Source organism: Nocardia sp. NPDC059240 (assembly GCF_042753865.1).
Classification (GTDB): domain Bacteria; phylum Actinomycetota; class Actinomycetes; order Mycobacteriales; family Mycobacteriaceae; genus Nocardia.
The window spans coordinates 396,032-414,703 of record NZ_JBHZAC010000001.1 but is presented as its reverse complement, the minus strand read 5'-3'; the positions used below and the strand labels follow the sequence as shown (position 1 = coordinate 414,703).

Below are 18,672 nucleotides of genomic sequence, written 5' to 3'. Positions count from 1 at the left end.
GCCGAACGGTCGCGCCCATCTACAGTGGCGGTCGATCGCGGTCGACACCCCACCGCGCACGACCCCCACGAGGAACGCACGCATGATGAAGTCCGCGCGATGGACGGCCGTTGCGGCCGCCGCGCTCGCCGTAACCCTGTTGTCCGGTTGCTCGGATGTCGAGAAGGCCCTCAACAAGGGCGGCGACACCAAGTGCAGCGACTACCTCGCCCAGAACGCTGACACCCAACGCGTCACCATCACCAAATTCATCAAGCAACAAACCGGCAAAGACAACGAACCCCCCGGCACCCAGGTAGACCTCTCCATGGCCGCCGTCCAAAGCCTCTGCCAAGTCCAAGCCAACAAGGACACCCCCATCAAGAACGCCAACCTCCTCGGCATCCTCCACTGACCTCAAACCCCTCCCGGCGCACCCCATTTCGCCAGGCCAAGCCCCGATTTCCTTTTCCGCCAACCTCTCCGCTAATCTTGTCCAGCATCACCGGTCCGGGTGGCGGAATGGCAGACGCGCTAGCTTGAGGTGCTAGTGCCCGTATTAGGGCGTGGGGGTTCAAGTCCCCCTCCGGACACGTCGAGGCGCGAATTTCTTTGTTGCACAAAGGAATTCGCGCCTCTTTTTCTGTGACCGTATTGAACCCCCACGGTATGTGCTCCCCCAGGGAAGATTCGTTCGTCAGGCGATGATGTGGTCGTAGGTGACGAGCAGTTGCTGCGGGCCCCGCAGGATGGTGTTGGCTTGGTAGGGCGGCGGCGAGCATCAGGATGATGCGGTGTCCGGCCGGGATGAGTTGGCCCGCAACGTGGATGGGGGCGGTGGCGCGGCGGCAGGTCGTCTGGACGGGTGGGTCGAAGCGCAGGACCTCGTCCACCACCGCGGGTGCCCAGATCGGCACGGCCGATTGACTTCCGGCGGGCCGCGAAGAAATCGCCCAGCGCGGTGTTGTCGAACCGGCTGTTGCATGTTGCCCGGTATCAGCTACCCGAGCGGATGCGAACCCACCGCCTGTGGATTTGTCAACGCTGCTCGATGGTCACAGGTAGGGGTGTGGTCGTCCCGGTCGCAGTGTTCGGGAAACACGGTGAGGTTCCGGCCAAGGCGAGACCATTCTCGCTGTCGGTGTTGCTGGCTTTGCCGAGAATGACCGCGAGCAGATAGCCGTCGGTGGTGACGGCGTTTGACTGCTCTCCGGCTTTGATCGGTGTCACGTTCCACAATCGGTCTCGCCAGATGCGGACAATGTCGTTGAAGTAGTCAGCGGTTTTGGTGACTGGGACGCCGGTGAGCCAGTACCAGACTTGAGCCTTCTTCGGACCGGTGATGTTGTTGAGGTCGCCATCGCAGGGGGCCGCGGGTAGGTTCCGGAGGTCGACTTCGGGTTTCTTGCCGTCGACCTCGGAGGGCGGAGCCGACAGTGCGGCCCCTGGGGGCAGTGCGTTGAGGGTTTCGGTGAGGTACTGCCGGATTCGGTCCTGTGCGGTGGCCTCGGTAAGCGGGCCCGCCCCGGCAGCTGTTGACGGTGTATCGGTGGAGCTGGACGACTGCCCGCCACACGCTGTCAGAGCAAGCCCGGAGACTGTGGCCGCGACCAGCAAGCAAAGGCGTAGCGCGGCTGCTGTTTTGCGAGTTGGCCCTGGCCGATGGTTGTTCATCGTTGTTTCCCTCCTGACGTTGCTGCACTAAGGCATTGCGGGAATCTGCGGAACGAAGGCACCCATTCGTTCGAGTTGCTGGACATCGGCAATTGAGATATCGGTCCATTCGGTAGGTTGCGCCACGATCATGGTGCCGATTCCGCTGTACGCGGTTCGCACCTGATACATAGGTTGGTAGGTGACCGCTAGGGTCGGGTTGCCATTTAGATCGAAGGACGAGACGGCCTCCGGTTTCAGGCCGACGATCCGCAGCTGCACTTGCTTGGTGACATCGATGTCGAGGCTGTTGTTGCGATCGTCGGGGCCATTTCCACCGGTGGGAATGGAGATTCCGGTCTTGCCTGTGATGGGGTCCGGCTTGAGAACGTTGCCGGACCAGGGACCCACTGCCCCAGGGGTGGTGTCAGGGTCGAGACGTATCGTATCGCCGTAGCCGCTGAACGGGCCTGTGCCGGGACTGTAGACGCCCGGAATTCCTGGGTTCTCATTAAAGTTGCGCGACAGCCAGCCAGGTGGGGCATAGACACCCGGATACAGGCGAGTGATGTCGAACCGGGAGGTCACGGTCGGCGCGTTGTTGGGGTTGGGTGGGATCGGCGGGGGAACGCCGGGCAGACCGTCAATGGCCGAAGGTGTCAGGGCAGTACCGCCGTTGGCGAATCGGCGGTTGAACAGCAACCCACCGGCACCAAACGCCGCGACGGCGAAGGTCATCAACAATGGTAGGCGTGAATCGCGCGGTCCATCGCCGCTGCTGGACGCGGTTTGCTGCGGCGCATTGGGCGAGGTCACCGCATCGGGGGCGGGCGCTTCCGAGGGAGACGGGGGCAGGGGTGCTGTCTGTGTCGCGATCGGTGGGGGCGTGGATTCATACGTGCTCGGTGGTGGTACCGCATCGCCGGTCGCTGGCAGCGGTGAGCCTGGCGCGGTCGGTGGTATCGGCTGCTGAGCCGACGGTTGGTTGTTGGTCCCGGGCGATTCTGAGGTTTCGGTGCCTGGCACCGGCACGATGGGTGTCCCATTCCCGGGCGGTACAGCGGGCGGGGTGAGTGCGCCTGCACCGACGCCGTTACCAGGCTGCGACGGCATCCCTGGAGTCTGTGAAGGCATGGGCGGCAGTGTCGGCACCGTCGGCGGGCCGCCGGGCGGCGGTGTCGGCACATCGATACACGGCCAGCCAGGGTGCATAGCCTGCCACTGTTCGCACGGCACATATCCATACGCGATTGCCGTCGGAGCTACGGGCAGGGCGAGGAAGCCGACCCCGAGACCGACAGCTGCCGTAGCCAGGATGAGACCGAGGGGACGTTCCATGCGGGATTTCATCAGCGTTCCCGGCGAGTCTGGATCTGCTCGCGCAGCGTATCGATGGCCCACCAGGTGAGTCGTCCGGCGGCAGACATGTATCCGAAGAACGCCAGATACACAAGAATCGCGCCGTAGTCGTCGGCCCAGCCCGGCATTCGGTTCAGGTTCGCGAACGCCATGACCAACAGCAGCACACCGAGCACGAGCCCGCCGATCGCGACAGCGGTCGAGTTCACGGGTTGTACAGAAGATGTGGCTCGGTGGCCTACGGTGGTGGGGGTCGATTCATTCATCGGTGTCAACCTTCCTAGGCGGATCTCACTATGGGTTGTCGCCTAATGCATTGAGGCACTGCGTCTTTCACAGCCAGATGGGGTCGCCGTAGACGGTGACGGTGTTGTCGGCGGTGGGGGTGGAGATGCGTGCGGTGGCGTAGGAGCGCAGGGTGACCGGGCCCATGCAGGCGTCGATTTTGATTTCGACCTGGTCGGCGGTGATGGAGGCGCGGTTGGTGGCTAGGGGTTTGGTGCCGAAGTCGATGGTGGCGATCGAGCCGGGGCGCAGGGTGGTGGAGATGTTGGGGTTGATCGAGGCTTGACCGCCGATCGTGACGCCGGGGAACTGGGAGATGGTGACCGAGGCGTTGGGGCCGATGGAGAAGCCCATACCGAGGGTCAGACCGCTGGAGACGTCGACCTGGCAGCCGATCTGGTAGCCCAGTGTGAGGGCGCCGGACGAGATGGGTTGGCGCCCTGCACCGTTGACCTCGGCTACGGCTTTCAAGGCGACGAACCCTTCGCGGGTGAACATGGTGGCGGCGAGGTTCGGATAGCGGTCGAGGTTTTCGGCGGTCTTGGTGATCGAGAGTTGCCAGCCGTCGTCGGTCTCGACGATGCGGTTCTTGTCGGGCACGGTGTCGGCGCCGGCGGTGCCCGAGGCCCAGGCCAGCAGGACCGCGGCGATGGGTGCGGTGAGCGCGGTGGTGAGTGCGGTGCGTGTGGCGACCATGTTCTCGCCTTCCCCCTTCTTGAAGACCCGCCCGAACCCGGCGGCGTTGAGCAGGTTCGAGCGGGGGTCGATGGTGTCGGCGATGAGTTAAGGAGATTCGAAACTCGTTCCCGCTTCGACTCGGCAACTACAGCTGGAACCCCGATGGAAACGGAACACTCGGGGCTGTCACACCGCCGTGTAAACCCGCTGTCATACCGGGGTTTACGCAGGTAACGGCTGGATCATCACACCGGAATCACCCGGGGGTGATCCACGCCACAGTGACACTGCGAGCCCTGGAATTCGTCCCCGTGAACCACCCGCGATCAATGCCGTGAAGCGCTCGCCGAGCGCATTCGGCAACTCTGTGGCGGATATTCAGAGTTGAGTTTGCGGGTGGTCTCGCCGTAACTCGTGAACAAGTGTGACCCCGTCAACACGGCCCGAAAGTCATTGGGCAATGGCCGAACAACAGTGGATACCTGGATCGGTGGATCACTCGCTCGCGCGTCGCCACACTGGCCGACGGGCGACACTCGTCGCCGCATCCCAGGGCAGGAATGTCAGCGGAAATCCGCAGCTCAACATGAGTGTGCGGGGTTGTTGCAGACGCCGTACGTGCTGCCCCGAGGGCGGCAATCGCGTGACCTAGCCGTCGATACAAAACCGTTTCTGCCGGTTGATGGCGTGTGCGTAGTGGTCGTGTCCCCCTCCGGATACAGGCAGTACGCGGGTGGTCGTGACTGAAGCTTCAGTCACGACCACCCGCGTCTTTTGGGAAGGGTCGGGTTGGGGCCCGGATTTTCTCGGACGCGTCAGAGGCGTTGTGTCGCTGGGAATGTCGTGGGGATCAGTCGGGTCGTGACATCGCAGGCGTGGCGGACGAAGGCGTCGCGGTCGGTGCCGAGGTTGCCTTCGATCCATTCCACGAACAGTGAGATCAGTGCGCCGAACACGGCGGAGAAGTGCATTTTGATCTGAGGATCCTCGGGTGCCACGGTGACCAGGTCGCCGAACGCGGTTGCCATGATCGCCGGAATGGTTTCGCGGACATGGTGGCGTAGTCGGATGTCGGCGACGGGTTCGATCAGCAGGATCCGGCATACGCGCGGGTCTGCCTCCATCAGCCGTGCGGCAGCGTCGAATACCGCGGGCAGGTCATGTGCGCCGACGGCGGACGCGACCACTCCTTCCAGCCGGGACAGCGCTGCGGCATAGACCGCGTGCAGCAATTCGTCGATGTCGGTGAAGCTTTCGTAGAAGAACTTCTGGCTCAGTCCCGCCTCGCGGCACACGGCCCGCATCCCCAGTGCCGCAACACCTTCGGTGCCGACGATCGAGAATCCCGCATCGATGAGCCGGGCGCGGCGTTCGGTGGCCCGGTCGACGGAGCTGCGTCCGCCATAGCTTCTTGACACGCCCCGACGGCCAGTTCCAGCAAGCGCTTCGGCGATCCCGTCTGTCGCAACCGATCCCGAGCATCCTGACCAACCGCGCGACCCCGGTCGAGGTGCTCGACGAACCAGCCTTGACGGCGATGACCGAGGCATGGTTCGTCGAATACGAACACAAGATCGCCTTCTATGCCGCGCGCGGTTTCGATATCGCGTGGACTCTCGACTGGGCCAAGAAGTACTGGTGGAGTTGGCAAGCGCGGGACATGAGCTACAACCACGAGCTCTACACCGACGACGCCATCGCCATTCCCGGCAACGGTGCCTTCATCCAGTGCACCGCGGTGGACCGATACCACTTCAACGCAGACCACCTCATGTACGAGGGTGAGACTCTCTACGACCTCATCGACGCCGTGCAACTGGCGGGAATGCTGCCGGGACCGACGAGTAGAGCCTTCAAATGGCTGATGCGCGGCGCGGCCCTCGCCACGCGCTACGTCGGCCCCGCACGCTGAGCCCGGGCTGCCCGTCCTACCAGTGATCGCGGTGGATGATGTCGGTGGCCGGGCGTCGGCTGACGGGGCCGAGACGTCCTTGCGGCCACCCGACGGGGATGATCGCGTAGGTCTTCACCCTGCGTGGAATGCCCAGTGCTGCTTTGAATTCGGATTCCAGGAGCTGGTGCCAGGTGGTGAGGGTAGCGCCGAGGCCGAGGGTTCGAGCGGCCAGCAGCAGGTTCTGGACGCAGGGGTAGATGCTGGCGGCCTCCCCCATTGCGGTGAACCGCGGGGTATTGCGCATCACGGCGGCAGCGCGCCGTGGACCCAGACGGACGGTGGCGACGCCGATGTGGCGGGCCTGTTCACGCAGCCTCGCCAAGTAGGGTCCCTGGTCGTAGCAGGCGACGATCAACGCCGGGGTTTCGGCGAAGTGCTCGCGCTGGTAGCGCAGGGCTCGACGGGTCTTCTCGTGTTCGTCCTCGGTCGATCCCGGTGGCACGGCGCGGGCGATGCCGTCGAAGTAGTAGCCGGCCACGACATCCCAGAGTCGTGCGACGGCGGCGATCCGGTCACGGTCGGTGACCACGACGAAATGGAAGCCTTGGGTATTGCTTCCGCTGGGAGCCCACGTCGCGGCCTCGACGAGAGTGGTGAGCAGTTCCTCGGGGACGGGGTCCGATTTCAGTCGGCGCATGGCGCGCATGGTGCGCATGACCTCGAAGACGGGCGCGTCCGCCCCGATGGGTACGGGTTGTTTCGTGGTGTCGGTCAAAGGATTTCATCCTCCCGTGCTGGTTCAACTGGTCGGTGCGGTGGTCACCCAATTGGCTCGGTAGGCGGCCCAGTCCGCGGGGGTGGCGGTGTAGTCGACGAAGATGGCTACACCGAAGGCGGGGCGGGTGGGAGCGGTGCGGCCCAGGCCCAGTCGGATGGCTCGGATTGCTACGTCGACGGTTTCCGCTGAGCTGTGGTGGGCGATGCTGTCCCATTGGTAGGCCGGTAGGCCCATCAGCAAGTCGACGGATGCGGGCGTGACCTGGAGGGCGAGGGTGGTCTGTTGAGCGACATAGCCGCCGTACATGAACTGGTAGGGCATGCCCGTGTCGTAGGACATCACGGCGATTTGATCCACTCGATGTGCCGCCGCGGCGAAATACGCTTGCGACCACCACTTTTCATGTCCGACTACCACGAGATAGGGGGCGTGCAATCCAGGTAGCGGGTCTATTTGGGGAGCGGCGATCGACAGTAGGGCGTGGCGGCCCGTGGTGAGGGCGTGGGCTTGGTCCAGCAGGGTGAGGAAATCGGCGGTGTCCGAGCGGATCGGCTCGAAATCGTAATGCACGCCGTCGAATCCGAGATCCAGTAGCTGTCCGGTGGACGCGAGAATGTTTCCCCGCACGTCGGGGGCGTCGAGATGCAATTCGTCCGGGTAGTCCGGCGCGACAAAGTTTCCCAACCAGGCCTGCACCCGGGCGTTGGGAATCTCGCGGTGCACGGCGTCCACGAACCATGACGCATTGGGATGCCGGTCGTCGGGAAGACTTCCATCGGAGTCGAGCGGACCGGAGAAGACGTAAAGATCCTTGATGCCGGAGTCAGCCAACTGCGCCTTCAGTGCGGCGACGTCACTTTCGTCTTTGCGGCCATCGATCCATTCGTGCCCCAGCCAGAGTGCGTCCCGCCCCCTGGTACGCGCCGTCGGCGTCCCTGCATACTCCAGCCGCAGCCCGACCACCATTCCCGCAACCACAGCGATGACAAGCACCAGCACCGTAAGCCCGGCAATCCACGTCCGCCGCCACCACAGCGACCACCGCATCCGCTCCCCCATTCGTCCCCGGAGGCTCAGCCTATGGCACGGCGAATGGCTTCGCCCCGCGTATTTTCTCGGTGGCTCGTCTACGTAACGGCCCGGACTTGCTCTCGCGGGCGATTATTCGCAACTGGTCCAGGGCCACATCGCTGCCGATCATCGCGAGAACCGATAGTCCGTCCGCAGCGCGGGTGCTGGCACCCGCGGTCGGCCATGCTTGAATCATCGTCCGCAGCTGCTCGGCAACCGTGTCATCACCGAGTAGACCCAGCGCATGAAGGATCCATGCTTGTCTGGCCGGGTAGCCCGCACTCTCCCAGAGCCTGAACACCGCCCAGCCGAATTCGACGCCGGAGGTGCGGACGACATTGGATCGGCTGAACCCGATCCCAACCTTCAGACGTTGTGGCCGCCGTCGAAGGGGTGGTGGGAGAGGGTGCGGTGGACCATTTCGGTGAGGGTGACTATGTCGAAGACGGGGATGCCGAGGTGTTGTTGGATGGTGTGGCGGTAGGGCACCAGATCGGTGCATTCGATGATCAGCGCGCCTATCTCGGGGCTGCGGTTGGCTAGTCGGTCGACCTCGGTGAGTACCTCGCGGCCGAGGCGGTCGGCGTCGAGATTGTTGCGGCCGCCTTCGAGGATGACCTCGCGGAATTCTGGGTGGGCGGACATTCCGGCGACGCGGATCGGCACGGTCTCGCCGCCGATCGCGGCCAGATGGCGGCGGGTGAGGGAGTTTTCGTCGGCGACCAGCAGGCCGACTGGGCGAGAGGCGGCCAGCATGCGGTGGACCATCGGTAATTGGATGAGGCTCGAGGTGTAGAGCGGGATGCGGACGGCGGCGGCCAGGCGCTGCTGGAAGATGACGAGGAATCCGCAGGCGGTGGTGATTGCCGCTACGCCTTCGGATTCGAGTTTTCGGGCCGCGTCGATGAACGGTTCGAGCAGTGTCGGATCCGCTTCGGTCACTACGCGGCGCGGGGTTGCGCCGTGGACGACCTGGTAGGTGATCGGGAAGTCGAAGGTCGCCGGATTGCGGATGTGGCCGGGGAACTTGGTGAAAGCGGTGTCGAGACACAGGACGCCGATCCTGATGTCCGCTGGTTCTGCCATGTCGTCGCCGTTTCAGGTGGAAGTGCTGAATCGATTCGGCCGCAAGGGGATCGGGTCGGTGAGTGGTTGTTCGCCTGCGATCAGCTGGCCGATGAGTTCGCCGCTCGCGGGAGCGAGTCCCATGCCGATGTGGCCGTGCCCGGCGGCGATGAGCACGTTGCGGAGACCGCCCGCGGGACCGATCAGGGGCAGGCTGTCGGGAGTGCACGGCCGTAATCCGCTCCAGGTCTGCAGAGTTGGCGTTTCCTCCAGTGCGGGAAGGTATTCGCGCACGGTACGCAGCAGCAACCCCACTCGATGTTCGGAGACCTCGGTGCTCATCCCGGTGAGCTCGAGTTGCCCGCCGATCCGCAGCCGATCGCCGAGCGCGACCATCGCCACCTTGCCCTCGCTCAGCAGGACCGGCCTACCGGGCGCGCCCGGTGGCATAGCCACGGTCACGCTGTGTCCCTTGATGGGTTGCAGCATCAGGTCGATGCCCGCCAGGCGTGCGCACTCCCCCGACCATGCGCCCGCGGTGATGACTACGGTGCCGGGACGCAGCTCGCCACGAGTGGTTTTGAGGCGCAGGACATTTCGATCCCGTACTTCGAACTCGGTGACCTCGGTGTGCTCACGGATCTCCACGCCCGACTCTCTGAGGACGCGGCCGAACTCGACGATGAACTCGGGGACGTGAAGGTACGCGCCCTGCGGGTTGTACAGCGCGCCATGGATATCGAACACGGTCTTCGGCTCGAGTTCGTCGAGCTCGCCCGGACCCAGCACCCGCAGTGGCACACCGCCGGCGACGGTCTGCTCGACGCCCCGTTTCGCCTCGTCGAAACCCCGCTCGGTCTTGAAGGCCAGTACGATGCCCGGGGATGCGAGGGTCGCGGCAATGCGCTCGGTCGCGCACAGCTCGAGCAGCAGCTGCAGGCTGCGCTTCTTCATACCGATCAGCGTCCGGAATCCGGACGCGGCCGCCTCGGCCGAGCAGGCGCGCCGGAAATGCTCCAGCCAGCGCGTCAACTCGGCGTCCGCCGACGGTGTGATGTACCAGGGTGAATCCGGTTCGGTCACACCGGGAACGGCGAGCGCGCGCATGCCGGGTTCGGCCAGCGGTGCCGCGCCGTGGGTGCCGACGAATCCCGTGTTGCCGTAGGAACACGACTGCGGTCCGCCGAGCGCGCCGCGCTCGAGCACCGTGACCGTCGCCCCACGCCGCCGCAACTGCTGGGCACAGCACAGTCCGACGACTCCCCCGCCGATGACTACGACGTCCGGGTCATCGAGCTCGGGGGTTTCCCGCTCGGGTGTCACGACTTCGGCCTAGACGCTGACGACGAAGAAGTTCGTCGGCAGATTGACCACGACCCGCTCGTAGATCTCGGCCTTCAGTGCGATACCGGGCTCGGTGAACGTCCCTTCGGGTGCTTCGGCGAAGCGGATCACCGAACGTCCGGCGTCGAAAAGCTGTGCACCGTGCCCGAAATCGCCGACGATGGCGGACCCGGGCTCGACCAGGCGGGTCCGGACGATGAACACCCCGTTCTGTTCCAGATCGTCCATCAGCCGTCCGGTACCCATCGCGCGGTAGTAGTCCACCGGATTGATGATCATGCCGTCCGCCGTGCCGCCCATCTGCTCGATCTCGTTGCAGGCGCGCAGGATTGCCGACGCGAACGGCCCCGGCGACGTCATCCTTTCGATCCCGGGCAGGTTCAGCAGCCCGCCTTCGCCGCTGATGATCGTGACGTTCTCGGCGGTGCAGAGCCGGACGATCAGGCGGTAGTTGATGAAGGTCTCGAAGGTTTCGGGATCCTTCCACAGATCCGGCGGGACCTGCACCCACGCCGTGGTGGTGAGCAGCTCCGGAATCGGTGATTTGCCGAATCGGCTGGCCAGTTCGCGTCGGACCTCGGCACCCTCGATCGGAGCGTCGCCTGCCTCGGGAGCGCTTTCGTGCCAATAGAATTGGCGCGGATCGCGCGACAGGTCGACGGTCCTGAGCATAGTGCGGGCGGGATTGCGCGGTTTGCGTCGCGAGCTGGTCAGCGAATCGGTGATGGTCACGTCGTACTCGACCGCCGCATCCAGCCCGTGCTCGGCGCAGGCCTCGACAAACCTGCGGCCCGGCGACATCTCCTGCTTCCGGTCGGCGACGACCTGCGCCAGTGTGGGTTTGACGGTGTCTGCCTTCAACATGTCCCCTCCTGGGAAACGGTGTAGTGCGATGAGGACGCGCCGAGCACGCTCGAGCCGCCGTCGATCAGCTGAACGGTGCCGGTGATGTAGCCCGCCCGTTCGCCGGCCAAAAAGGCTGCGAGTGCGGCAATTTCGTCGGGAAGTGCGACCCGGCCGACGGCGGTCTTCCGGCCGACGGCCGCGAGCTGATCGTCGATCCCGTCGGTGGATCCCTGCGTCAGGACTCGTTCGAGCAGCGGTGTCCGGGTCGCGCTGGGTGCGATCACATTGACGGTGACGCCGTCGGGGCCCAGGTCGGCGGCGAGTGATTGGGCGAATCGCACGAGGGCCGCCCTGGTCACGCCGGACAGGGCCAATCCGCTGATGGGAACAGCGGCCGTTTCCGAGGCTATGAAAAGCAGCCTGCCCCAGTGCGCGTCACGCAGGTGAGGCACGGCCGCGAGTGCCAGTTCGACCGCGGGCATCAGCACCGTGTCGACCGCCTCCCGGTAAGCCACCGACGCAAAAGTCGCCGCACTACCGGTCGGTGGCGTGCCACCGCTGACGGCGACGATATGGAGTCCGCCGAACTCGGCGGCCACCTCGTCGACCCAGCGGTGGACTGCCGCGGCGTCGGTGATGTCCACGCGCGTGGCATGGATCCGGCCGCGCGCCACCGCTTTGATCGCCCGCTCGGCGATGGCGAGCCGTCCCGGGTCGCGCGCGCCGATGGCGACATGCGCGCCCTCGGCGGCCAGCTCGCGAGCGATCGCCAGCCCGATGCCGCTGGATCCGCCGGCGACCAGTGCGACCTTATCGGTCAATCCGAGATCCACTGCCGCTCAACCCCTTCCGTTGGCCTGCGGGTCCCCGCTGAGGTATCCGTACCGGAGCGAGAGCGGCCAGGACAGCAGCGAGGCAGTGCGCTTGGCCGAATCCGGCAGCGCGCTGCGCCAGGAGTCGTCGGTCGGGCGGATCTCGGTGACACCGGTGTTGAAACGGTCCGGATTGCCGGTGACCGTGTGATTGGCGTGCAGCTCCACAGTTCGATCGGTCATCGGATTGGCCGCCGGGTCGATCTCGCACCACCGCAGCAGGGAGTCGACCGTCGCCGCGGGCTCGGCGATGAAGTCCTCGTAGCGCAGGAACATCGACCGTTGCGGATAACGCCGGGCGATCGCATGCGACGCGAGATTGAAGCCGGTCCAGTAGCCGGTGCTCTTCCCCGCACCCATGGCGTACACGTAGTCCTTCGGCTTGCTCCACGATTGGGCCACGGCGCGCGGATCACGCACCAGATGGACGTAATAGGGCGTGATGCCGTCCATACGTGCCAGCAGAGCCGCCTCCCCCGGCATCTTCGAGGTATCGACGATCACCCGTGAATCGCTGCGTTCCGCGACGGCCCGGTAGATCCCGCTCAGCAGGTCGGCATGTGCGCGGATCTCGCCATTGCGCAGACCCCGCCCGAGTACCTGCCAGGTGTGCCTGGTCCGGACATAGCCGAGCTGGCGCCGAATGACCATGTCGGCGTGGGCTTCCAGCGTGGTCCCAGCGGGCCGCCCGACCGGCAGGATCGTGGACCACAACGGGCAGTCGACAAGCTTGTGCCCGCAGCCGCACAGCTCGTTCACGCCGCGGCCCGCCGCGTTCTTCCAGAGGAAGTGCAATTCCCCGACATGGACTACGCCGGGAATCTCATTGAGGATATTGCCGAGGATGGTGCTGCCGTTGCGGCACCATCCGATAACGCACAGGACCTTGACCGGCGATGCGCTCGTCATCCGCCGACTCCCTTCTCGAGCGGGGCGGCCGGCTGCCGAATCGTCCCGGCCATGACCGCCGCGGTGAGCGCGCAGCACGCGCCGACGAGATACACGGCGGGGTAGCCGAATCCGCTCGCGATGGCCCCGGTCGCCGGGCCCCAGACGAACAGGCCCAGATCCCAGAACGAGGTGTAAGCCCCCAGCGCCGCACCCTGTTTGGTGCTGTCGGTGCTGTTCATGACCATCAGCGCCAGCGACGGGTGCAGCAATGAGAACCCGACCCCCATGACGACGACGCCGAGCACCGCCACCGGCAGATTCGGTGACCACGCGACGATCAGCAGCCCGGCCGCCTCGCCGATACCGGACCAGGTGCCGACTCGGCGCGGCCCGAGCTGGTCCGGCAGCTTCCCGATGACCAGCCGCGTACCGGCGTAGACCGCGCTGAAGACACTCAATACGACTGCGCCGGATCCGATTCCACGCACCTGCAGGTCGCGGATGATGAACGCGGCCAGTCCGACGTACCCTGCGGCGGCGAGTGCCAGTGCCAGGCCGGGCAGCGCGGCCGGTCGCAGCATCAGTCCACGACCTCCGCCGGCCCGCGCCACCTGCGGCTCGGGAGCGACAATGCTGATCAGCGCAAGACCGGCGAAAGGCATTGCGGCACACAGTGTCCAGACCGCATCGATCCCGAAGTGCCGCAGCGCAGCGCCGAGCGCCGTTCCCAGCGAGATCCCACCCCACATAGCGACGCCGTACAGCCCGATCAATTGCCCGCGCCGATTGTGCGGTGCGAGCAGGACGGTCCAGGCGGCTCCCGCGGTGAACAGTGCGGCCTCGCCCACGCCGACCAGCAGCCGTACCGCGATCAGACCGGCCAGGCCGAGCGGCAGGAAATACAGCAGCCCGCCGACGGTGAGGGCGAGCGCGCCGAACCGCATGACCGACCGGTAGCCGTGCCGGTCGGCCAGTCCGCCGAAGACCGGCCGGGTGAGCAGCGCGGTCAGCGCCGTGGCCGTCACCACGACCCCGACCGTGAGATCGCCCGCACCGAACTGGTTTCGGACGTGGTCCGGCAGTACCGGGATGGCCGCGGACAGACCCAGGTAGCCGCAGAACAATCCGCCGAACACTGCGGCGAGCGCGAGCCGCGGGAGCGTTCCGGTCTCGGAGTGCGCCGTCATCGGTGGCCGGTCCACGAGGAATTCGATTCCGCGGTGAGTACGGCCGCTACCTTCCGCACTGCGGCGATCAGATCGTCGCAGTCGGCCCGCGTCAGGGTCGAGGACAGCGGAATGTCCACCGCCTGTTGCAGATAACGGGTCGCGTTCGGCAGAGACGCCTTGATCGCGGCGGTTTCCATGCCGCGGAACAGGAATCGCCAGTTCCAGAAGGCGCGAATATTGTGGTCGTCGTTCGAGCCGAGATTGCGTGCGTCGACGCCCTCGCGGCACAGCGCCCGCGCGAACCACTGCGCGCGGCCGTCGAGGACTCGGAAGATGAATGCCTCGCCGAGATAGGCGCCGGGGGCCACCGGTCTGCGGACAATAATGCCGTCGAGGTCGGCCAGCGCCGCGGCGACATAGTCGTAGTTCTCGCGAAAGGCGGCCAGCCGCAGTGGAAGCCGGCCCAGTTCGGACCGCAGCAGCGCGGCCCGGATCTCGTCCATCCGGAAGCTGAACAACGGCAGCTCCAGATCGGTCGGGATCGGCGGGTCGCCGTCGGGAAAGTGCCGCCGTAACCGCCCCTCATAGGCGCCGGAAAGTACTGTGGCACGGGCGAACAGGGTGGCATCATCGGTGATCAGGAAGCCGCCCTCGCCACTGTTGAGCGACTTGTCCGACTGGGTGCTGAATGCCCCGGCCAGGCCGAAGGTGCCGAGTTTGCGCCCCTCCAGTTGCGCACCGAGCGCCGGGACCGCGTCCTCGAAGACCGGTACCCCCTGCTCTTCGGCGAAATGCAGCAATGCCCCCATGTCTCCGGCGAAACCGCGCATATGGACCACCACGATCGCCTTGATCCGCGGGGTCCACCGGCTACGCAGATCGGCCACGTCCAGGTGCAGGTTTTCGTCGACATCAACTAGGAACGGCGTGCACCCGGCAAGCAGGATGGAACTGGGCGTAGCGGCGAAAGTGAAACCGGGACAAGCGATCAGACTCCCAGGTTCGATCCCGGCGGCCATGACCGCGAGGGTCAGGGCGGTGGTGCCGCTGGAAGTGGCCAGCGCGTACCCGGATCCGAAGTAGCGGCACACCTCCGCCTCGAATTGCGCGCACTCGGTCTCGTGATGCGGGCGGTGGTCGTATCGGAAGTAGAGGTGACTGCGCAGGGCGCGCAACGCCGCTTCCTCATCCTCGGGATGGACGCACACCGCGCCCCGGTCGTAGGTGGGCCAAGCGGTGCGCCGCACCGGATCCCCGCCGGACAGCGCCAGCGTGACAGGTGTTGTCGGGGCAGATGTCGAATCATCAATCACGTTGTCCGCCATCGTTTTTCTGGCTACTCGCCGACACCGGGCCGACGGTTGCGACAGCTTGCCTGCCGAAGCTCTCATCGCGGGGAACCTCGGTGAATGTTCAAGGCACGCTACGCCGATTTCCGTGACTCATGCCCGAAATGTCGTTAAATCTTGGTCACGCGTCCGAAACGGATCATCGCGCAACCTGTTGTGCCCCAACGGATCTTCGGTCTTGACTAGTTGCCGGAATCAGTTCGCCACCGCCGACGCGATGGCCGGAGCAATGTGACAGCTGGGCCTACGTCACGCGCTTGACGCGGTCGGGTCGGAACTGAACTACCCGTCTAGCGTGATGCATCCTCGGTGCTCGATGCGTGGTTCACGGCTGCGGCTGCGAGGATCTCCGGGACGTCGTCGGCCAGCAGGAAGCCTGCCGCGACCGTTTTGTCGGTGGCCGCCCGGAATGCGGTGAGGTAGTTGTCCGGTGGCGGTCCGGGAAGTGGTCGGGTGCAACCGAACATGACCGCGGGGCCGCCGCCCTCCTGGCCGAGCCCGGACAGCACCGCCAGGGGTACGTCGAGCCAGGGTGTGCGGATGCCGCCCAGCGCGTTGCCGTGGTGGTCCAGCACCAGTTCACCGGCCGATGTCTCGAGCCGATCCGCCTGTGCCGGAGCGGGTCCGCCCTCGGCCCAGCGGGACAGGGCGGCGATGGCTCGTTGCAGGACATAGTGATGCTGTGGCCCGGAATTGATCGGCTCGGGGAAATCGACGCCGAGTGGATTGCGGCGCGGCGCCATGCGCTCGACCAGTTCCGCCGGGGTCAGGGCGCCCGAGTCGGTGAACGACGCGCCCACGGTGTAGGAGTCGGCGTGCGCGGCGCCGGGCAGTTCCCAGAGCCGAAACCGATCGGAGTCAGGTTGGCGGGAGTCGATCGAGCGCATGAAACCGACCACGTCGGTTTCGGTTTGGAGCACCAGCACCGGTGCGGCGGAGTCCGCACGCACCCGGATACCGCCGTCGAGCGCCTCCAGATCCCCCCAGCCGGTCAGGGTGGCAGGGTGACCCGGCCGCCCGTCGATGAGGTACCCGTCATACGGGGACCCATGTGGCGCAATGGCATTCACGAATGTCACCAGCGTGGCCGCGGACTGAGACTGCCCCGCTGCGAGGAGTTGACGGGTCCCGCTCAGCAGCTTGCCGACCAACTCCCCCGACTGCCGGTAGATGTCATAGCTGTAGCCATCCCCGGGATGCGAAAGATCCGCGTACCGAACCGGATCCGTCTGCTTCAACGGCGGCAGCAGCACCGAGTTCCAGCTCTCGTCCCCCTCCGCGGCCGCGGCCATGACACTGCCGCCGTGGATCGGCGCATACTGCGCGGTGACCCCGACCCAGGCCATCCGAGCCCGGATCAACTGCCGATGCGCCAACAGCCAGATCGGCGGCGCATCCGCGCCGGAGGACGCGTTGAGCCATTCCACGACGGCCGTTCCGGAGTAGCCCTCCACCGGCCGGTAAACCACGAGCCGCGTCGTGAACGGCGCACTCCCGTCCACCTCGGTCGCCCAAACCCCGTCGTCACCAGCCGAACCACGCAGTCGATAGGACTCCGCCGTGCCGGACAGGAAGTACTCCTCAGCGACATACCCGACATCCGACAGCGGGAAGAACGTCGACACCATATGGATAGAACCAGCGACCGGACCGAAATGCCCCATCCTCGAACCCTAACAAGTGCTTGGTTGATGGAGGTTTGATTTTGTATGTCACGGCTGGTATTTCGCGAGGAAGTATCCGATACCCGGTCGCCGTACTGCGAGACGTTCCGGAATCGGTATCGACAGGAACGGGTGGGATCCTGCCAGCAGGTCGGACGGCCGAAAGATCTGCGCTGACCAGCCTTCGTGTGCGAACCAGTGGATGGGATCGTCGATGCTGGTCATGCTGAGTCCCAAGGTTGCGATGCGACTGAGCATTCGGTGATGTTCGGGCTCGCTGAAGAACTCGCCGTCGACGAAGTCTCCGCAAGCGGCCGAGCCCGTGGCCGACAGCGCGTGCATGTCGTGGAAGAGGTTTCGGGCCCGCTCCTTCGGCAGATATTGGATCAGCCCTTCGGCGAACCACAGCGTCGGTTCGTCGGTACGCAGTCCTGCGTCGATGACGAGTTGGTGCCAGTCGCCGGTGAGATCGGCATCGATCGGACGGCGGTCGCAGGTCGGAACGAGACCGGCGGTCGTGAGGCGGTCAGCCTTGTCGGACAGCCGACCTGGCAGCTCCACTTCGTAGTACCGAAATGCCGAGGGTAGTCGCAGAGGCTTTCGACGACGCTGCGGTGGACCCGGCCGCGTTGGCAGGCTGGCGAGGTCGGACATGAGAGTCCCGATCAGCGGTGGGGATAGGAAGGGTCTATCCGATACGACGAGCCCAATTGTGGATCGTATCAGCCGATTACGCATCACCGTCAGTAAATGCTATCCCGCGGGTAGTGAACTGCTCGCGATACGCAAACCCACCGATCGCAAAGTTCGGGCGTGGAACGGCTGGAATGCCAAGCAGCACAAGGCTGTCGAAGAGCAGCTCATCGGCCGGGGTCTCATCGTCCGTGACAAGACACGACGGGCCGGACGCACGGCCTTCCTTCCTGGCGACTGGTATCGCAAAGTCGGCTGGGAATCGTGGAAGAACAAGACAGGCAGACTGCACCCGGTTCGGGGCGGTGGATATGCGGAGATCGGAATACGGTCCCCGCGCGCCGACCTACCCACGGTCTTCGCCGAACAATGGCAACGCATTCTGGGCGGTGACGTACCGAAATAGCGCGCCAGCAACCTTCTCCGGGCCGTCGTTTCTAGTTCGCGGGCAGGATGTCCTGCTGGAGGGCGTAATGGCGGAGGCGGTCGAGGATGGCGCGGCGGGCATGAGCGAAAGTCGTGTCCGCGTCGAGTAGGCGCGCACGGGTGACGACGGCTTGGCCCAGTGCGTCGAGTTCGAAGGCCAATTCGGCGGCGGGTGTGTCCGGGCGGAGTTCCCCCGCCTGGATCCCGGCGTGAATCAGGTTGACCTGCAAGGCCTCCCATTCGACGAGCAGGGTGCGCAGGCGGTCCTGAACCGGCCCCGGATGGTCGTCGAACTCAGCCTGGGTAGTGACGAAGAAACAGCGGCCCGGCAATACCGCGTCGATGTAGAACTGCTGGCGAGACTCCTGAAGTGCCCAGAGTGCGGCCAGTCCCGCCCGGCCCTCGAGCGCGGGCCGCGCCACCCGATCCTCCCACTGCTGAGCCGCCTGCTCGACAACAGCGAGCTGGAGTGCCTGTTTATCAGGCCAATGGGTGAACAGCGCCGACTTACTAATTCCCAGCCCGGTAGCAAGGCGACCCAGCGTCAACCCGTTCAATCCATCGATCGAGGCCGCATTGAGCGCCGTCTCGAGCACGGATTCCCGCGTGCGGTTCCCGCGCAGTCTCCTGCCGTCGTCAGTGGTCACGTGAACAAT

20 protein-coding genes, 1 tRNA gene and 1 pseudogene are annotated in these 18,672 nt (G+C 65.4%); 4 read left to right on the top strand and 18 right to left on the bottom strand.

The annotated features are described in order from the left end of the window. Positions 1–82: 82 nt before the first annotated feature. Together ACFXHA_RS02080 and ACFXHA_RS02075 are read left to right on the top strand one after the other, a co-directional pair. Positions 83–394: a hypothetical protein gene (locus tag ACFXHA_RS02080; RefSeq protein WP_379352159.1), complete on the top strand. Its 312-nt coding sequence runs from the start codon at positions 83–85 to the stop codon at positions 392–394. A 93-nt stretch (positions 395–487) separates the two neighbouring features. Next, a tRNA-Leu gene (locus ACFXHA_RS02075) sits at positions 488–572 on the top strand. A gap of 186 nt (positions 573–758) precedes the next feature. Here ACFXHA_RS02075 and ACFXHA_RS02070 read toward each other — a convergent pair. From ACFXHA_RS02070 to ACFXHA_RS02045, 6 genes and pseudogenes are all read right to left on the bottom strand, one after another. Further along, positions 759–872: pseudogene (locus ACFXHA_RS02070) on the bottom strand (cytochrome P450); the annotation flags it as partial. 145 nt (positions 873–1,017) lie between these two features. Beyond that, on the bottom strand, positions 1,018–1,653 hold the full coding sequence (locus tag ACFXHA_RS02065; RefSeq protein ID WP_379352158.1) for a hypothetical protein: 636 nt from the start codon (positions 1,651–1,653) through the stop codon (positions 1,018–1,020). Positions 1,654–1,680: 27 nt separating this feature from the next. After that, positions 1,681–2,370 (bottom strand): hypothetical protein, encoded by a 690-nt coding sequence (locus ACFXHA_RS02060; RefSeq protein WP_379352157.1) that lies wholly within the window; start codon positions 2,368–2,370, stop codon positions 1,681–1,683. 611 nt (positions 2,371–2,981) lie between these two features. Then, a complete protein-coding gene (locus ACFXHA_RS02055) occupies positions 2,982–3,200 on the bottom strand; it encodes a hypothetical protein (protein WP_379352156.1) in 219 nt (72 codons plus the stop codon). A 124-nt stretch (positions 3,201–3,324) separates the two neighbouring features. Beyond that, positions 3,325–3,972, bottom strand: a complete 648-nt coding sequence (locus ACFXHA_RS02050) for an MspA family porin (RefSeq protein WP_379352155.1) — start codon at positions 3,970–3,972, stop codon at positions 3,325–3,327. 797 nt (positions 3,973–4,769) lie between these two features. Further along, a complete protein-coding gene (locus tag ACFXHA_RS02045) occupies positions 4,770–5,372 on the bottom strand; it encodes a TetR/AcrR family transcriptional regulator (protein ID WP_379352154.1) in 603 nt (200 codons plus the stop codon). Here ACFXHA_RS02045 and ACFXHA_RS02040 point away from each other — a divergent pair. After that, positions 5,366–5,866, top strand: a complete 501-nt coding sequence (locus ACFXHA_RS02040) for a hypothetical protein (RefSeq protein WP_379352153.1) — start codon at positions 5,366–5,368, stop codon at positions 5,864–5,866. The genes ACFXHA_RS02045 and ACFXHA_RS02040 overlap by 7 nt on opposite strands. A 16-nt stretch (positions 5,867–5,882) precedes the next feature. On the opposite strand, the gene ACFXHA_RS02035 is transcribed toward ACFXHA_RS02040, so the two are convergent. The 11 genes from ACFXHA_RS02035 to ACFXHA_RS01985 all read right to left on the bottom strand — a co-directional run bounded on the left by ACFXHA_RS02035 (position 5,883) and on the right by ACFXHA_RS01985 (position 17,551). Then, positions 5,883–6,623, bottom strand: a complete 741-nt coding sequence (locus tag ACFXHA_RS02035; RefSeq protein WP_379352152.1) for a nitroreductase family protein — start codon at positions 6,621–6,623, stop codon at positions 5,883–5,885. 24 nt (positions 6,624–6,647) lie between these two features. Beyond that, complete coding sequence (locus ACFXHA_RS02030; RefSeq protein WP_379352151.1) at positions 6,648–7,673, bottom strand: hypothetical protein; 1,026 nt, start codon at positions 7,671–7,673, stop codon at positions 6,648–6,650. A gap of 390 nt (positions 7,674–8,063) precedes the next feature. Then, the gene (locus tag ACFXHA_RS02025; protein WP_379352150.1) at positions 8,064–8,783 is read right to left on the bottom strand and encodes an aspartate/glutamate racemase family protein; all 720 of its coding nucleotides are present in this window, start codon (positions 8,781–8,783) and stop codon (positions 8,064–8,066) included. Between the two features lie 12 nt (positions 8,784–8,795). After that, positions 8,796–10,085 carry an NAD(P)/FAD-dependent oxidoreductase gene (locus ACFXHA_RS02020; protein WP_379352149.1) on the bottom strand — a complete coding sequence of 430 codons (1,290 nt, stop codon included), beginning with the start codon at positions 10,083–10,085 and terminating at the stop codon, positions 8,796–8,798. A gap of 9 nt (positions 10,086–10,094) precedes the next feature. Then, complete coding sequence (locus tag ACFXHA_RS02015) at positions 10,095–10,970, bottom strand: family 3 encapsulin nanocompartment shell protein (protein ID WP_379352148.1); 876 nt, start codon at positions 10,968–10,970, stop codon at positions 10,095–10,097. Then, a complete protein-coding gene (locus ACFXHA_RS02010) occupies positions 10,964–11,773 on the bottom strand; it encodes an SDR family NAD(P)-dependent oxidoreductase (RefSeq protein WP_379352147.1) in 810 nt (269 codons plus the stop codon). Before ACFXHA_RS02010 ends, ACFXHA_RS02015 begins: the two co-directional genes overlap by 7 nt. Before the next feature lie 18 nt (positions 11,774–11,791). After that, complete coding sequence (locus ACFXHA_RS02005) at positions 11,792–12,733, bottom strand: sulfotransferase (RefSeq protein ID WP_379352146.1); 942 nt, start codon at positions 12,731–12,733, stop codon at positions 11,792–11,794. Beyond that, positions 12,730–13,902, bottom strand: a complete 1,173-nt coding sequence (locus tag ACFXHA_RS02000) for an MFS transporter (protein ID WP_379352145.1) — start codon at positions 13,900–13,902, stop codon at positions 12,730–12,732. Before ACFXHA_RS02000 ends, ACFXHA_RS02005 begins: the two co-directional genes overlap by 4 nt. Beyond that, the gene (locus ACFXHA_RS01995) at positions 13,899–15,209 is read right to left on the bottom strand and encodes a DegT/DnrJ/EryC1/StrS family aminotransferase (RefSeq protein WP_379352144.1); all 1,311 of its coding nucleotides are present in this window, start codon (positions 15,207–15,209) and stop codon (positions 13,899–13,901) included. The genes ACFXHA_RS02000 and ACFXHA_RS01995 overlap by 4 nt, the downstream gene beginning before the upstream one ends. A gap of 314 nt (positions 15,210–15,523) precedes the next feature. Further along, complete coding sequence (locus ACFXHA_RS01990; protein WP_379352143.1) at positions 15,524–16,858, bottom strand: alpha/beta hydrolase domain-containing protein; 1,335 nt, start codon at positions 16,856–16,858, stop codon at positions 15,524–15,526. An 87-nt stretch (positions 16,859–16,945) separates the two neighbouring features. Further along, positions 16,946–17,551, bottom strand: coding sequence for a class I SAM-dependent methyltransferase (locus ACFXHA_RS01985; RefSeq protein WP_379352142.1), 606 nt, complete (start codon positions 17,549–17,551; stop codon positions 16,946–16,948). Between the two features lie 58 nt (positions 17,552–17,609). On the opposite strand from ACFXHA_RS01985, the gene ACFXHA_RS01980 reads away from it, so the two are divergent. Then, positions 17,610–17,996, top strand: a complete 387-nt coding sequence (locus ACFXHA_RS01980; RefSeq protein WP_379352141.1) for a hypothetical protein — start codon at positions 17,610–17,612, stop codon at positions 17,994–17,996. A 31-nt stretch (positions 17,997–18,027) separates the two neighbouring features. On the opposite strand, the gene ACFXHA_RS01975 is transcribed toward ACFXHA_RS01980, so the two are convergent. After that, a complete protein-coding gene (locus ACFXHA_RS01975; protein ID WP_379352140.1) occupies positions 18,028–18,663 on the bottom strand; it encodes a TetR/AcrR family transcriptional regulator in 636 nt (211 codons plus the stop codon). Positions 18,664–18,672: the final 9 nt, after the last annotated feature.

What these genes read in the sequence shown, in the direction of transcription:
- ACFXHA_RS02030 (WP_379352151.1), bottom strand. Translation starts at nt 7,673, where the DNA reads ATGCGGTGGTCGCTGTGGTGGCGGCGGACGTGGATTGCCGGGCTTACG.
- ACFXHA_RS01995 (WP_379352144.1), bottom strand. Translation starts at nt 15,209, where the DNA reads ATGGCGGACAACGTGATTGATGATTCGACATCTGCCCCGACAACACCT.
- ACFXHA_RS02080 (WP_379352159.1), top strand. Translation starts at nt 83, where the DNA reads ATGATGAAGTCCGCGCGATGGACGGCCGTTGCGGCCGCCGCGCTCGCC.
- ACFXHA_RS02065 (WP_379352158.1), bottom strand. Translation starts at nt 1,653, where the DNA reads ATGAACAACCATCGGCCAGGGCCAACTCGCAAAACAGCAGCCGCGCTA.
- ACFXHA_RS02050 (WP_379352155.1), bottom strand. Translation starts at nt 3,972, where the DNA reads ATGGTCGCCACACGCACCGCACTCACCACCGCGCTCACCGCACCCATC.
- ACFXHA_RS02000 (WP_379352145.1), bottom strand. Translation starts at nt 13,902, where the DNA reads ATGACGGCGCACTCCGAGACCGGAACGCTCCCGCGGCTCGCGCTCGCC.
- ACFXHA_RS02025 (WP_379352150.1), bottom strand. Translation starts at nt 8,783, where the DNA reads ATGGCAGAACCAGCGGACATCAGGATCGGCGTCCTGTGTCTCGACACC.
- ACFXHA_RS02060 (WP_379352157.1), bottom strand. Translation starts at nt 2,370, where the DNA reads ATGACCTTCGCCGTCGCGGCGTTTGGTGCCGGTGGGTTGCTGTTCAAC.
- ACFXHA_RS02005 (WP_379352146.1), bottom strand. Translation starts at nt 12,733, where the DNA reads ATGACGAGCGCATCGCCGGTCAAGGTCCTGTGCGTTATCGGATGGTGC.
- ACFXHA_RS02015 (WP_379352148.1), bottom strand. Translation starts at nt 10,970, where the DNA reads ATGTTGAAGGCAGACACCGTCAAACCCACACTGGCGCAGGTCGTCGCC.
- ACFXHA_RS01985 (WP_379352142.1), bottom strand. Translation starts at nt 17,551, where the DNA reads ATGTCCGACCTCGCCAGCCTGCCAACGCGGCCGGGTCCACCGCAGCGT.